The organism is Rossellomorea sp. H136 (assembly GCF_056838065.1).
This window is the reverse complement of record NZ_CM166371.1, coordinates 1,861,457-1,876,142: the sequence shown is the minus strand read 5'-3', so window position 1 is coordinate 1,876,142 and position 14,686 is coordinate 1,861,457. Positions and strand designations below refer to the sequence as shown.

Below are 14,686 nucleotides of genomic sequence, written 5' to 3'. Positions count from 1 at the left end.
GCTGGAAACAGCTAAAATCAAATGATTCGAAAATAAATAATAAACCCGAACAAATCTGCACACTAAGAAGCAGGTTTGTTCGGGTTTGACTTAGGATAAAAAACTTTTGTCCCAGCCTCTATTGTTATTCATTATATTAATTCAAGTTCCTTCAAACCATGATATATCCCATCGTCATCGACGTGTTTCGTGATCAAATCAGCATGTCTTTGTACTTCTTGCACAGCATTCCCCATGGCAACACCGGTACCAACGGATTGAATCATTTCAATATCATTTAATCCGTCTCCAAACGCGAATACATCTTCCATTTTAAAACCGAGCTTCGCGATCATCTTTTTGATGCCTTCAGCTTTCGATCCACCTTTTGGCAGGATATCCATGGAAAATTGATGCCAGCGTATGAACGTGAAGTCACCGTATTTCTCCCGGTAAAAGCTCTCATCTTCCTTAGTACAAAATAACAAGGATTGATAAATATCTCTATCCTTATAAAAATCCGGGGCATAATCTGGATGTGGGAATTTTAAACTTCCCATACTCTCTTCAATATATCTATGGTGTTTCTGGTTTGACTTCATTGTTTGATGATTTAAGTGAACCACCGGATGCTCGTTTGTATACGCATCCTCGAGCAATTCTTCTAACGTCTCGATTTTTAATGGGTTTGTGTAGATTACCTCATTTTCAAAAACCACATACTGCCCATTAAAGGAAACAAAGGACTCGATTCCTAATTCTTCCCTCAGGCTCTCATACATGAATGGAGCCCTGCCAGTTGCAATTGCTACATAAGTACCGTTGGATTGTAATGTTTGGATGGCTTCTTTCGTTGCTTGAGGCAGCTTCTTATCGTGGTCAAGCAGTGTACCATCTATATCGAAGAAAACTATTTTAGACATATCTGATCTCCTTTTTATACGTATTCGTTCATCTGTTTCACCCGTTGTTTAAAGTAATCCTTTGCGGCATAAATGTCAATGAATGAGCATAGACGCTTCCTTTTTCCAAACTTAACCATGTAAGAGATTCAATAAATTCCGTACAATATAAGTAAGACAACAGAGACTTCGGTATTATCTTTCCTTTACTTCAAAGGAAAATCTCGGTAAACTATTGATAAGGAGTGATCCACCATGTTAAAAAGGCTCAGAAAGAAGCTTTTAAAACAGTGGAAAGAATTGCTTAGAAAAAAAACGATTGCATAGTATTTAATGCTGCCGAACGAACTTAAGCAGTCACACTACTAAAATATATGCAATTCGGCTATACTGTCATACGTTTACACAAATAATAAGGGACTGATGCCACTAGTGAGCTTTTTCGTCTCCATTGGTTCAGTCCCTCTTCTCTATTTTTGTAATGATTTAATGAATGATTCTCGCAAAAACTTTATTTACACGAAAGAATCCTTTATAATTTATAGCATACATAAACAAGGATGATTCATCCCTACTTAAATGATAGGTTCATTTATATGAGTTAGAGTGAGGACCGCCCTATATGGTGAATGCTCGTGAAAGATGGATTTCACTCGCCTTTCGTTCATATTGAAAGGTCGCCCTGTGTTAAGGAAATGATTCCTTGATCAATCGTTTTTTTACCACAGGGCGTAAATGAGCCATATATGAACATAGTAACTGTTCAGACCACAATGGTATATCTATACCTATTAGCAGGGAAGCTAGCCCTCTAATGTCCAGCTCCAGCGTCAAGCCCTATTCGTCATACCATATCCCTCAACCGGAGACTGGTTTTATGCCAATAGGTGCATAGACGCCGCTTATGTTATGTTAGTTGATAACTTTTTTATCATAGATGAAAGTTAGATTTTTTGAAAACGGATAAGGAGAGAGAAAAGACATGATTTTTAAAGTATTTTATCAAGAAAGTAAAGCAGAAGTGCCTGTTCGCGAATGCACTCAATCTCTTTACATGGAAGCAGATTCAGAACGTGAAGTACGCCTGAAATTAAAAGACAAACCGTATAACATTGAATTCGTACAAAAGCTAGAGGGCGCTTTTTTAGAGTATGAAGAAAACCATCATTCTTTCGAGTTGGAGCAATAATCAATGAAATTTGTCAAGAATGACCAAACCGCAGTTTTTGCCCTTGGCGGTTTAGGTGAAATCGGTAAAAACACATACGGCGTACAATTCCAAGACGAAATCATCCTGATCGATGCAGGAATCAAGTTCCCTGAAGACGAACTGCTCGGTATCGATTACGTAATCCCCGACTATACGTATCTGGTGAAGAATGCGGATAAAATCAAAGGCCTTTTCGTGACACACGGACACGAAGACCATATTGGTGGAATCCCCTATCTACTGCGCGAATTAAACATCCCGATATACGGCGGGAAGCTCGCACTTGGACTTATTAAAAACAAGCTTGAAGAGCACGGTCTATTAAGAAATGCGAAACTAAATGTCATCCAAGAAGATGACATCATTAAATTCCGCAAGACGTCTGTAACCTTCTTCAGAACGACTCACAGTATTCCGGATTCATACGGAATTGTTGTGAAAACACCTCCTGGTAATGTTGTACACACAGGTGACTTTAAATTTGATTTCACGCCTGTTGGTGAGCCCGCGAACTTAACCAAAATGGCTGAAATCGGTAAAGAAGGCGTTCTTTGTCTTCTATCTGATAGTACGAACGCTGAAGTTCCAAACTTCACAATGTCGGAACGTAAAGTCGGAGAAAGCATCAATGACATTTTCCGCAAAGTGGACGGTCGTGTTATATTCGCTACTTTTGCTTCTAATATTCACCGACTTCAACAAGTGGTTGAAGCAGCTGTCTTTCATAATAGAAAAGTCGCAGTTTTCGGAAGAAGCATGGAAGCGGCCATTACAATCGGTCAAGAATTAGGGTATATCAACGCCCCTAAAGATACATTCATTGAACATAACCAAATTAATCGTTTACCTGCGAATGAAGTCGCGATATTATGTACAGGTTCTCAAGGTGAGCCCATGGCTGCTTTATCAAGAATCGCAAACGGTACTCACCGTCAGATTCAGATTCAGCCTGGCGATACTGTTGTATTCTCCTCTTCACCGATCCCTGGAAATACGATCAGTGTAAACCGCACAATCAACCTATTATATCGAGCTGGAGCAGAAGTCATTCATGGACCATTAAGTGATATCCATACTTCTGGTCATGGTGGACAACAAGAAATGAAGTTAATGCTCCGCCTCATGAATCCAACCTTCTTTATGCCGATACATGGTGAATTCCGCATGCAGAAGATGCACGCTCAGCTTGGTGTAGACTGTGGAGTGCAGCCTGAAAACTGCTTCATAATGGACAATGGTGAGGTTCTTGCATTAAGCAATGACTCTGCACAAGTAGCTGGTAAAATCCCTTCAGGAAACGTCTATATCGACGGAAGCGGTATAGGTGATATCGGTAATATCGTACTTCGCGATCGCCGTATCCTTTCAGAAGAAGGTTTAGTCATCGTCGTTGTTAGCATCGACATGAAAGATTTCAAGATTGCTTCTGGCCCGGACCTGATTTCAAGGGGATTTGTGTACATGCGTGAATCTGGTGACCTTATCAATGAAGCACAAACGCTTATTTCTAAACATCTGAACAAAGTTCTTGAGAGAAGAACTTCTCAATGGTCAGAAATCAAAAATGAAATCACAGATACACTGGCTCCATTCTTATATGAAAAAACAAAACGACGTCCTATGATTTTACCAATCATCATGGAAGTCTGATCAATCAAAAAAGAGGCTGACCCGATATGAAGGTCAGCCTCTTTTTTATTATTATAATACCTTCTTTTCAAAACGGTTAATATCCGTATCTGCACCGATAACGATCAAGATATCACCTTCACGAATTTGTTCATCTGCTTGTGGAGACACAATAATATCCTTTTGTCTCTTAATCGCCACGATATTGATTCCAAATTGAGCACGTATATCCAGATCAATTAATGAATTCCCACTCAGATTTTCATTCGCCACAATCTCTACGATGGAGTGTTCATCCGACAGTTCCAGGTAATCCAATACATTATTCGAAACGATATTATGAGCAATCCTTCTTCCCATATCACGTTCCGGATGAACGACTTGGTTCGCACCTATTTTGCGCAATACTTTTTCATGATAATCATTTTGAGCCTTAACGGTAATTTTTTTCACTCCGATTTCTTTCATCATCAAGGTGGTTAAGATACTGGATTGGATATCGTCTCCAATAGCCACAATGACGTGATCAAAATTTCTGATTCCCAGGCTTTTTAATACGGATTCGTCCGTTGCATCTGCCACTACCGCATGAGAAGCAATGGAAGAGAATTCATTTACTTTATCTTCATCCTGATCAATCGCCATAACCTCCATGCCTTGATCTGATAATGAACGGACAATACTGCCTCCAAATCGTCCTAAACCAACAACCACAAACTCTTTTTTCACCATACATCCCCCCGCACTCTCTATATCCTTTATTTTAGCATAAAAAAAAGGAGAAAATGAAATTTCTCCCTGTTGTTCCCCTGTATTAAATTTAGATGGGGTTTGCAGATTAATCACTTCTTACCTTTAACATAATCTGCATCAAATAAAAACAGCCTCATTAACAGATATAAAGATGGAATCAATAATAGCAATCCTGCTATGAAGACGATGACCAGGGCCATTCCCATCGTTGGATTCGTTACACTTGTTTCTATCGTAATGAACGGTTTTAGAATATAAGGTAAATGCGATGCACCATAGCCAAAAAAGGCAAAGAAGAATTGCAGCATAACCAATATAAATGCCGTTCCAAAATTCTTACGCACGTATATCAATAGCGATGCACCAAAGAAGCATAGGAGTGACAACCCAAACATCCACCAAATATCAATCGCCTTCGCAAAATGCTCTGCATTATGCTCTCTCAACGATACAAATACTAATAAACTTGCGAGAATCGTAGGTGCACTCCAAAACAGAGAAAACGTCCTTAGTTCCTCCCTGGAATCCATATCTCCTGCACGGTTTGCATAATAAGTTAGAAATGTCGCACTGATAAATAACACCGACACAATGGAGAGGGCCACTACACTCCATGAATAGGGGCTGGTAAAAAGCTCCTTTGCGAGGAAGATGACCTTATCTCCCTTCTCTTCCAGAAATCCACCTTCTGAGATCGTTAATGCCGTGGATAAGGAAGCAGGAATTAATAACCCGGTCGCCCCATATAGAAACAGATAAACGATATTGTCCTTTGATCCGTAATTTCCGAAAGCATAGAAACTTCCTCTTATAGCTATTAAAATGATGGCGATACTTCCCGGAAGCAATAATGCCGTTCCATAATAATAGGCTGCGTCAGGAAAGAATCCCACAAGACCCACAAAGAAGAAGACAAAAAAGACGTTGGTTACTTCCCATACCGGAGAAAGGTATCGACTTATCAACACGTTCAATGTATGCTCCTTGCCTTTCATTCTCCCATAAAAGGCGAAGAAGCCGGCTCCAAAATCAATCGAGGCTACTATCAGGTAACCATAGAGGAAAATCCACAATACGGTAATCCCCACAACTTCCAAACTCATACCCATTCCTCCCTTAAAGCTTGAAGCTCCTTCTTCTCAGTCATCTGAAAAGAAGGAGTCTTATATATATCTGCTTAACTCGCTTTCTTAGGAAAACGTTGTTCTAATTCCGCCTCTGCAGGCTTATTTTTAAACATTTTAATCAGTACAACCACACATAGCACACCCAGAAGGATATAGAGGCCAACAAACAATGCAAACGTCAAGCCTACTCCATCAGCTTTAGTTGCTGCATCTGCCACTTTCATATACCCTCTCATAATCCATGGCTGGCGACCCACTTCGGCATAAATCCATCCAAATTCAATCGCTAGCATCGCAAGTGGTCCACTCGCTACAATTCCCCATAGCAACGGTTTATTCCATTCATTCCGCTTCTTCCACTTCCAGAATAAAACAAATGCTGAAGAAATAAAGATACTGTAGAACCCAATTGATACCATCAGGTCAAACATATAGTGAACCCATAAAGGCGGCCGCTCATCTTCAGGAAATTCATTCAGACCTATAACCTCTGTCTCAAAAGAACTCCCGGCTAGAAAACTTAAGAATCCAGGTAAGCGGATCTCATTATGGACCTCATTATTTTCATCCAGCGTTCCGAATACGATCAAGTCAGCATTCTCTTCCGTTTCAAAGTGCCACTCCGCTGCAGCGAGCTTTTCAGGCTGATACTCGGCAAGAAATTTAGCAGATAAGTCCCCTGCCAGAGCGGTTGCAAAAGCGAATATCAAAGCAGAAACCATCGTTAAACGCAGGGCTTTCTTATGATATTCCCCGCCTTTTTTACGAAGAATCGCGAATGCCGTAATCGCCGCCAACACTAAAGCCGATGTTAAATAGGCAGTCGTCAATACGTGAAACACTTTCGTAGGCGTGGCAGGATTCAGCATTGCAGCAATCGGATCGATATTAATCGCTTTTCCATTCTCTAATTCAAATCCTTGAGGAGTGTTCATAAACGCATTCACCGTTGTAATAAACAGTGCTGAAGCCGAAGAACCAATCATAACCGGAATCGTCAACAGCCAGTGAATCCACTTATTCTTAAAACGGTCCCAAGTATAAAGATAGATTCCTAAAAAGATAGCCTCAAAGAAAAACGCAAAAGTTTCCATAAATAATGGCAATGCAATCACTTGTCCGGCCACCTGCATAAATGATGGCCACAATAAAGACAGCTGCAACCCTATGGCTGTACCTGTTACAACTCCCACCGCAACCGTAATGGTAAATCCTCTCGCCCATCTTCTGGCAAGCAAAAGATAATGAGGATCATTTCGTTTGATTCCCATAAATTCCGCAATGGAAATCATAATCGGCACCCCTACCCCAATCGTCGCAAAAATAATATGGAATGCAAGGGTTGTCGAAGTGAGCATTCTACTCAAAATTACACCATCTAAAACCATTCTATACTCCCCCTACTGATCTACTTACTATCGTAAACAACTCTTTTCTACTGTTTATCACTTATTTTTCATTATAAAACCTGAAAATGAGTTTGTGATATGTTGAACATGAATATTTTGTGACGTTTTTCACAAACATTGATTGGTCTTTTATTTTAGAGGTTTTTGGGGTGGTTGGCAATGATGTTGCTTGGGGGCATGTGGCTTGTTTTTCAAGATATATTGGTACAAAAATTGACTAGAGATTACTGATGGGTGAAGTTTTTGGGAGAGAATAGATTCAACCTTTTCCTTTACCTTTTGAGGTAAGGTTCATGTTATTTAGTAGAAGATTGGCCACTCTGGAGGATTCAACACCTAAGAACTCTCTTGCTTGTTTGTTAGTAATAATCGGGCTTACTAGGAGTAAGTAATCATAAATGGCCTGTTGGTGAGCATTCCGGTCAAGTTCTCCACAATCAGGACAGTACCAAGATCTCATGTTACGTACCATATTGAATCTCTCGCAGCTGGTACACCTAACACCAGGTATGATTCCTTCATGCTGTTGTTGATATTTAGAAAATGGAGCATGCTCCTTCATTAGGGTATTGGCAATCTTTTTAATTTCCTTAACTTCAAAAATTGAATTCGAATTAGAGCAACTATGTTGAATGGAAAGAAATTTTGCAACGAGATTCTCTATTCTGATAGCCCTATCCAAAGCCTCCTTACTCTGATTTGAGGTAGATATTAAAGAAGAAGAGTTTGTGAATACAACTAAAAATTCAATTGGAATAATAGGGAGTTTTTTCTTATGGAGTCATTGTGTGAGGTGAATCTTATATCTATTCGCTTGTGAGAGGGGATTAGGGAAGCCTGTTACTTCTTCATTAAGAGTCCGGGAAAATTGTTCAAATTGAGCTCCGAATTCCATGGATCCAGCTATATTTTTTATTTCTAAAATCAATATAAAATTTCTAGTGAGAATTAGAGTATCAATTTGAAAGAAACTCTCCCCCATTGGTATACAGAGATCGTTAAGGACGAGCATATGTTGATTATCAATTGTACTCAACTGCCGGTCTACTTTACACTCTCCATGGTAACCTGTCCAAGCCTTAAGCAAGTTTTCTTCAATCTTGGATCTGAGGCTGGATTCTCGGGGTAGCCTCCTTAACAAGGCTTCAAAATAGATGATAATTAAGGGGATATCTCTTACTTTAATGATCAAATTATCATTCCTTTCCAATTTGGTACTAACTAGTATTCTATTTTCTAACAAGAATTCCCTTTATTTTTGGAATAATTCAAGTAATGATTTTTGTATCTCCCGTTAGAGAGATTTATCAACCGTTATTCTGGTTTAGCAACCGAAAATTGATTTTATCAACCTTTTTTTCACTATACCGACCGTTCTGCAAATTACGACAAATTCCTCGCAACATCCCACCGCCCCTAAACCACCTATAACACCTCACACCACCACTCCCCTAACAAAAAAGCCCCACACACACCAGTGCAGGGCTCCTCCAAACTCACATCGCATCCAACATCCTGAACTGCGATTTAACCAATTCATAATAATCACCCTGTTGCTCCATCAGCTCATCGTGGTTACCGGATTCTTTAATTCTTCCATTTTCCAGAACAAAGATATTGTCCGACTCACGTATCGTAGATAGGCGGTGGGCGATGATGATTGCAGTGCGACCGTTCAGTAGTTTTTTTAGCGCGTTTTGAATTTTAACTTCTGTTTCCGTATCAATAGATGCTGTTGCTTCATCTAAAATAATGATTCGAGGGTTCGCAAGAAGTGCTCGTGCAAAAGACAATAATTGTCTTTCACCAACGGATAAAACGTTGCCCCGTTCTTCCACTTCGGTCTCGTAACCATTGGAAAGCTTCTCGATAAATTCATTGGCACCGATTGCTTCGGCGGCTTTCTTAACCTCTTCGTCCGTAGCATCAGGGCGTCCGAATCGGATGTTATCCATGATCGTTCCCGAGAAGATAAAAGTATCCTGCAAAACGATGCTGATTTGGCTTCGTAAGCTTGAAACCGATGCATCCCTCAGGTTTACTCCATCAATCTTCACTTCACCGTTCGTTGGATCGTAAAAACGGCTGATCAGGTTAGCGATTGTCGTTTTTCCTGATCCAGTATGACCAACTAATGCGACGGTCTGGCCTGCTTTCATTTCAAGGTTGATGTTTTGGAGTGCTTTTCGTTTGTCATCATAAGAGAATTCTACATTCTCAAACTGTATTCTTCCTTTGATGTCAGTCAGGTTCACCGCATTCGTTTTTTCATTTACAATCGGTTGTTCATCAAGGAATTCAAAGATACGCTCCGACGAAGCCATTCCAATCAGTAATTGATTGTAAACTTGACCGAGCCTTGAAATGGGTTCCCAGAACATCCCCAGGTAGAAAGCAAATGAAACGAATTCTCCCAGTTCCAGTGAGCCGCCTTGAATGAGATGGGCACCGTACCATATGAGGACCGCTGTCCCGATGGCGTTTGTCAGTTCTACCAGCGGGCGGAACATGGCATTTTTCTTTGTAGCTGTTCTCCAGCTATCGAAGTTTTCAGTGTTTACCCCATCGAAGAAGGCCATGTTTTCTTTTTCTTGAGTGAATGATTGAGTAACACGGATTCCTTGAATACTTTCATTCAGGTGGGAGTTCAGCTTCGATTGCTTGAGACGAACCATTTGCCAGGATCTGCGGATGTTTTTTCGCAAGCTGGTTGAGATAAAAAACATGATTGGCAGAATGACCATGACGGCAAGTGTTAACTCAGGACTTAACGTAAAGAGTATGACGATGATTCCAATGAGTAGAATGATATCCATTAAAAGATTAATAACTCCGTTTGTAAAGAGCTCCTGTAGGGAGTTAATGTCATTCATGATTCGAACCAGGATGGAACCGGCTGATCTCTGATCAAAGAAGCGATGAGATAGCCATTGAACATGGCTGAATAAGTGCTTTCTTAAATCATAAATAACTCCTTGCCCCAGCTGATTCATCCACCTGATCCTGAGCACATTTGCAACGTAGTTCAATACATAGAGTCCTGCGATAATTCCAACTAGTGTAAATAGTAAATTGGAATCTTTTTGCCTGATTGCTTTGTCTAATGTGTATACCCCAATCAGAATTGGTACGATCAACCGTACTGCTGTTGTGATCAGAACGGTAATGATGGATAAAGGTAGGAGTTTTCTAGAATAGGGTTTTAAATATGTTAATAACCGGTAGAGTTGTTCCCAGTTAAACGATTTATCGATCACTTGATCTGTAGAGTAATGGAATCTGCTTAATACGCTTTTGTTCACTTTGTTTTTCTGACTCAAATCCACTCACCTACCCTTCCTGAGTTTGTAATATCTTTTTCTGGTCTTTGTATTGGATATCATAGATTCGTTGATACGGTCCATTATTTTTCAGTAGGAAGTCATGAACTCCCCTCTCGACGACTTTCCCATTTTCCAGTACGAGTATTTCATCTGCATGCTTGAGGGATGAAATCCGATGGGCAATTATAAAGGTCGTTCGATCCGACATGACCTCTTTTAGCGCTTTTTGAATCCTGAATTCAGTTTCCATGTCTACGGCGCTTGTTGCGTCGTCAAGGATCAGGATCGATGGATCTGTACAAATCGCACGGGCAATGGCAATCCGCTGCTTTTGACCACCCGAAAGACCTAAGCCTCTTTCACCGAGCCTTGTGTCGTAGCCATCCGGCAATTCTGAAATAAAATCATGGGCTTGTGCCCGTTTTGCTGCTTCCATGATTTCTTCCATGCTTGCTTCCGGTCGTCCATACGATATATTCGCTTTGATCGTCGAGGAGAACAAGAAAGATTCCTGAAGTACGAAACCGATATTTTTTCGAAGTGATTTCAAAGAGTAATCTTTCAGACTTCGTCCATCGATGAGAATTTCTCCCTCTTCAGGTTCATAGAAACGAGTGATAAGCTGGGTGATACTCGTTTTACCAGAGCCGGTACCTCCGATCAGACCAATGACTTTTCCGGGTTCAGCCTTAAAGTTAATATCCTCGAGGGCTGCTTCATCATGAACGGTGTAATTCAGGGACACGTGCTTAAACTCTACTTCACCCTTCATCCGATCGACGTTAAGAACACCTTGATGATCTTTTATCTCTTCGTCCACTTCAAGAATTTCGAGTAAACGTTCCCCTGATGCTTTCGATTGGGAAAACAGGTTAATCGTAAATCCAAGATTCATGATCGGCCAGATAATGTACCACACTAAACTGTAAAACGCGACAAGCTCTCCTGGTTGAAGGTTGCCATTCATCACGAGATAACCACCGTACGCGAGGAGTGTCACCACACTTACATTTCCTAAAAACTCCATTAATGGAAAGTACTTTGCCCAAATGTCCGAGGTAAAAAGGTATTTATCTTTGTAATCACCATTTGATTGGTTGAATTTGTTGATTTGATGATCTTCTCTCGATAATGATTTCACTGTATTGATTCCTGAAATATTTTCTTGCACATTTGTATTCAGTTTTCCGAACGATTTACGGATACCCCTGAAAGCAGGATGAACCGCTTTATCAAATTTGTATACGGCAATTGCCAGGAACGGTAACGAAACGAGGGTGACGAATGTCAGTTGAGGCGAATAATAAAACATAACACCAAAGCTTACCGTTACTAAAAGGAAAAAGCGAAGCAGTTCTGAAAAACCAAAGGATAGAAAGAAACGAAATGCTTCTACATCTGCCGTCAACCGGGACATCAGATCCCCTGTTTTGGCGTTATCATAGTAACTGAATGGAAGGAATTGAAGCTTTTCATACAATTCGTTTCTCAACCGATAAACCGAAGTTATACCGAATAGATCCCCATGGTATTGTTGAATAAATGTGGCAACGCCTTTCACGATCATTATGCCGATAAATCCAAATGCTAAGTACGGAATCCACTGATAGTTCCCTTGCAGAATCACATCATCAATCGTGATTTGCAGGATCATGGGATAGACTACAGTGATCACTGTTACAAAAATCAAGAAAATCATTGAAATGATAAAATGCCTTTTATATGGCCAATAAAAGGCTTTCAATTTTTTAAATGTATCCATAATTTCTCCCCCTTCAACGTTACAAAAAAAAGAACGTACTAATAAATATATCGGCTTTCGAAATATTTATCTACCCTTTTTTTCGAATTTTTTACTTTTTTAAGAATTATCCTTCTAGTCTTATTATTCATATTAATTGTAAAAATGAATCCAAAAAAATAGATCGGTCTTTTGACCGATCTATTTCCACATATTTCGTTTGAACTTATTCGCTTTTTTCCATTTCATCCAGCACACGATTGACGCGTTTTTCAAGCATTTTCATTCCGCTTCCGCCCGCTTGGAAGTGACGAAGATTCCCGTCTTTATCAAATACATAGTAAGCTGGGACATATTGATTTTCGAATGCATCTGTCAGTTTATGCTCACTGTCTACGAAGATTGGCTGAGTGATTTCGTGCTCAGCCGCTACCTTCTTTATCTCGTCCAGATTCAAGTCATCCTCGGAGCGTGGCATATGAACAGCCATAACATTCAGTTTATCGCTGTATTGATCACGAAATTCATTTACTTGTGGCATGGCTTCTTTACAAAGGTGACATGAGATGGACCAGAAGTGAATAAGTGTCGGCTTTTCTCCTACCAGCTCTGCCTTTGTTACTTCTCCATTTAACCATTCTGTAGCACCGTTTAATTCTGGCATCGGTTCACGAAGCTTCATTAATATGGCCTCCCTTAATTTATATCGATCTTTTTTCTATTGTTCACAGGATGGTTTTGTACTACTCCTGAAAAAATCAACATGATAAGAAAATGGCCTAACAAACGGTTAGGCCATTATTCATTTAAAGATTATAAAGTTTTTTGACCTGGCTTCCAGTTTGCCGGGCAAAGTCCGCCAGTTTGAAGTGCTTGAAGAACACGTAGAGTTTCTTCAACGTCACGGCCGATATTGTTGTGGAATACTACTTGGTATTGTAGTTCCCCTTCCGGGTTGATGATGTATAGTCCGCGAAGAGCAATACCTTCATCTTCGATTAGGACTCCGTATTCGCTGGATACGCTGTGGTTTGTATCTGCAGCTAGTGGGTATCTTAACTCACCAAGACCATTTTCTTTACGGTCAGTGTTGATCCAAGCTAAGTGTGTATGAATAGTGTCTGTAGAGACACCGATAACTTCTGCATCTAAATCTTCGAACTCATCGTAACGGTCTGACATTGCTGTAATTTCAGTTGGACAAACAAAAGTGAAGTCCATTGGGTAGAAGAACAATACTGTCCACTTACCATTTTTCATATTTTCTTCCAGTGACACTTTACCGAATTCTTTGTTTGGCAATACAGCGTCCATTTCAAAACGTGGAGCTTGTTTACCTACCATGCGTTCTGCCATGAGTGAATCCCTCCAATGAGTTTTTAATGAAATATTTTACCAGAGAAAGGAAGACGTGACAGCCTGTCCTTTCTGAATCACAATTTTCATTATATAGGATTAGTTTTTTTTAGTCAATGTTAAATTATAATCAATTTAATATTAAAATAATTATAATCTATTAACTGCATCCCTTACTTGGTTTTCCCTATTATATAGAAGTTTACTCACTTTTCTGCTTGAATAAACATCTACATAAAGTTTACCATTTCTCAACTGGGGAATAAAACAATATGCCTTATGATTTACTCTTTGACATGTCCTATGGTGAATTGTGTATACTAGAATGGTCATTATTTAAAAGGAAGGATGTTTTGGATTGAATTACATACTTGGTCTTAGTACTTTAAGTGACCGACTTTCCAATTTTAATTGGGGCGGTCTATTGGTGACGATCGGAATAGGCGCCTTACAGATAGTAGCGCTTTGGATCGCTTTCATTATCGTGAAAGGTGCGGCAAACAAAGTGGTTGAGAGAGTCTTTGAAAAATACCGAAAGAGAAATGATGTTTCTGAAGGTCGCGCCCAAACATTACAAAGTCTTTCAAAAAATATAATCGGATACATCTTGATTTTTGTTTTCTTTGTCACGATTTTACAAATCTTCGGTATCCAGGTGACGGCGATTCTTGCCGGAGCAGGAATTGTTGGACTTGCAGTCGGCTTTGGGGCTCAAGGATTAGTAAGTGATGTAGTGACTGGATTCTTTATCCTATTGGAAAAGCAAGTGGATGTAGGAGATTACGTGTCCACTGGAAATTTCTCAGGGATTGTAGAAGAGGTTGGTTTACGAACGACTCATATCCGTGGGTTCGATGGCACTCTGCATTATGTGCCAAATAGAGAAATTACGAGTGTCAGCAATCATTCCCGCGGTAATATGAGAGCACTTGTTGATATCGGGATCTCATATGACGATGACATTGACAAAGCCATGGTAGTACTTCAGCAGGTTTGTGATACCATCGCTCAAGAAGATGACAATATTGTAGACGGACCAAATGTGTTAGGTGTTCAGACACTTGGCGCTTCCGATGTAGTGCTGAGAGTGTTATGTAAAACGAAAAACATGGAGCAATGGGGAGTGGAACGAAAGCTTCGTAAAGCTTTAAAAGAAGCTCTTGATCAAAATGGAATTGAAATTCCTTACCCTCATCAGGTTTACATTGAGAAAAAGGAAGACTAATGAAAGTGATGAGAGAAGGCGCCGTCCTTCTC

The 14,686-nt window shown here is 40.0% G+C and carries 13 protein-coding genes; 3 read left to right on the top strand and 10 right to left on the bottom strand.

The features are described 5' to 3' along the window. Window positions 1-131: 131 nt before the first annotated feature. The gene (locus tag ACYH0O_RS09480; RefSeq protein WP_482632059.1) at window positions 132-902 is read right to left on the bottom strand and encodes a Cof-type HAD-IIB family hydrolase; all 771 of its coding nucleotides are present in this window, start codon (window positions 900-902) and stop codon (window positions 132-134) included. Between the two features lie 961 nt (window positions 903-1,863). Between ACYH0O_RS09480 and ACYH0O_RS09475 the strand changes: the two genes are divergently transcribed. Both ACYH0O_RS09475 and rnjA read left to right on the top strand, forming a co-directional pair. Next, the gene (locus ACYH0O_RS09475) at window positions 1,864-2,070 is read left to right on the top strand and encodes a DNA-dependent RNA polymerase subunit epsilon (RefSeq protein ID WP_044337548.1); all 207 of its coding nucleotides are present in this window, start codon (window positions 1,864-1,866) and stop codon (window positions 2,068-2,070) included. 3 nt (window positions 2,071-2,073) lie between these two features. After that, window positions 2,074-3,741, top strand: coding sequence for a ribonuclease J1 (rnjA, locus tag ACYH0O_RS09470; RefSeq protein ID WP_148968594.1), 1,668 nt, complete (start codon window positions 2,074-2,076; stop codon window positions 3,739-3,741). 51 nt (window positions 3,742-3,792) lie between these two features. Here rnjA and ACYH0O_RS09465 read toward each other — a convergent pair whose 3' ends face one another. From ACYH0O_RS09465 to ACYH0O_RS09425, 9 genes are all read right to left on the bottom strand, one after another. After that, on the bottom strand, window positions 3,793-4,449 hold the full coding sequence (locus ACYH0O_RS09465; protein WP_148968818.1) for a potassium channel family protein: 657 nt from the start codon (window positions 4,447-4,449) through the stop codon (window positions 3,793-3,795). Window positions 4,450-4,562: 113 nt separating this feature from the next. Further along, a complete protein-coding gene (locus ACYH0O_RS09460) occupies window positions 4,563-5,576 on the bottom strand; it encodes a cytochrome d ubiquinol oxidase subunit II (RefSeq protein WP_482632058.1) in 1,014 nt (337 codons plus the stop codon). Between the two features lie 74 nt (window positions 5,577-5,650). Further along, window positions 5,651-6,988, bottom strand: coding sequence for a cytochrome ubiquinol oxidase subunit I (locus tag ACYH0O_RS09455; RefSeq protein WP_482632057.1), 1,338 nt, complete (start codon window positions 6,986-6,988; stop codon window positions 5,651-5,653). A 280-nt stretch (window positions 6,989-7,268) separates the two neighbouring features. Beyond that, entirely contained in the window at window positions 7,269-7,691 is a 423-nt protein-coding gene (locus ACYH0O_RS09450; protein WP_482632056.1) for a hypothetical protein, read from the bottom strand. Between the two features lie 99 nt (window positions 7,692-7,790). Further along, entirely contained in the window at window positions 7,791-8,096 is a 306-nt protein-coding gene (locus ACYH0O_RS09445; RefSeq protein ID WP_482632536.1) for a nuclease-related domain-containing protein, read from the bottom strand. A 409-nt stretch (window positions 8,097-8,505) separates the two neighbouring features. After that, window positions 8,506-10,335, bottom strand: a complete 1,830-nt coding sequence (locus ACYH0O_RS09440) for an ABC transporter ATP-binding protein (protein WP_149155366.1) — start codon at window positions 10,333-10,335, stop codon at window positions 8,506-8,508. 4 nt (window positions 10,336-10,339) lie between these two features. Then, window positions 10,340-12,094: an ABC transporter ATP-binding protein gene (locus ACYH0O_RS09435; protein ID WP_482632055.1), complete on the bottom strand. Its 1,755-nt coding sequence runs from the start codon at window positions 12,092-12,094 to the stop codon at window positions 10,340-10,342. 205 nt (window positions 12,095-12,299) lie between these two features. After that, the gene (locus tag ACYH0O_RS09430) at window positions 12,300-12,755 is read right to left on the bottom strand and encodes a TlpA family protein disulfide reductase (RefSeq protein ID WP_149155364.1); all 456 of its coding nucleotides are present in this window, start codon (window positions 12,753-12,755) and stop codon (window positions 12,300-12,302) included. Between the two features lie 131 nt (window positions 12,756-12,886). Beyond that, window positions 12,887-13,429 (bottom strand): peroxiredoxin, encoded by a 543-nt coding sequence (locus tag ACYH0O_RS09425; protein ID WP_113968382.1) that lies wholly within the window; start codon window positions 13,427-13,429, stop codon window positions 12,887-12,889. Window positions 13,430-13,787: 358 nt separating this feature from the next. Here ACYH0O_RS09425 and ACYH0O_RS09420 point away from each other — a divergent pair, with 358 nt between their 5' ends. Then, window positions 13,788-14,654, top strand: coding sequence for a mechanosensitive ion channel family protein (locus ACYH0O_RS09420; protein WP_482632054.1), 867 nt, complete (start codon window positions 13,788-13,790; stop codon window positions 14,652-14,654). Window positions 14,655-14,686 lie beyond the last annotated feature (32 nt).

Excerpts from the sequence above, each read along its gene's own strand:
- ACYH0O_RS09455 (WP_482632057.1), bottom strand. The coding sequence starts at position 6,988 with ATGGTTTTAGATGGTGTAATTTTGAGTAGAATGCTCACTTCGACAACC.
- ACYH0O_RS09480 (WP_482632059.1), bottom strand. The coding sequence starts at position 902 with ATGTCTAAAATAGTTTTCTTCGATATAGATGGTACACTGCTTGACCAC.
- ACYH0O_RS09435 (WP_482632055.1), bottom strand. The coding sequence starts at position 12,094 with ATGGATACATTTAAAAAATTGAAAGCCTTTTATTGGCCATATAAAAGG.
- rnjA (WP_148968594.1), top strand. The coding sequence starts at position 2,074 with ATGAAATTTGTCAAGAATGACCAAACCGCAGTTTTTGCCCTTGGCGGT.
- ACYH0O_RS09430 (WP_149155364.1), bottom strand. The coding sequence starts at position 12,755 with ATGAAGCTTCGTGAACCGATGCCAGAATTAAACGGTGCTACAGAATGG.
- ACYH0O_RS09460 (WP_482632058.1), bottom strand. The coding sequence starts at position 5,576 with ATGAGTTTGGAAGTTGTGGGGATTACCGTATTGTGGATTTTCCTCTAT.
- ACYH0O_RS09425 (WP_113968382.1), bottom strand. The coding sequence starts at position 13,429 with ATGGCAGAACGCATGGTAGGTAAACAAGCTCCACGTTTTGAAATGGAC.
- ACYH0O_RS09475 (WP_044337548.1), top strand. The coding sequence starts at position 1,864 with ATGATTTTTAAAGTATTTTATCAAGAAAGTAAAGCAGAAGTGCCTGTT.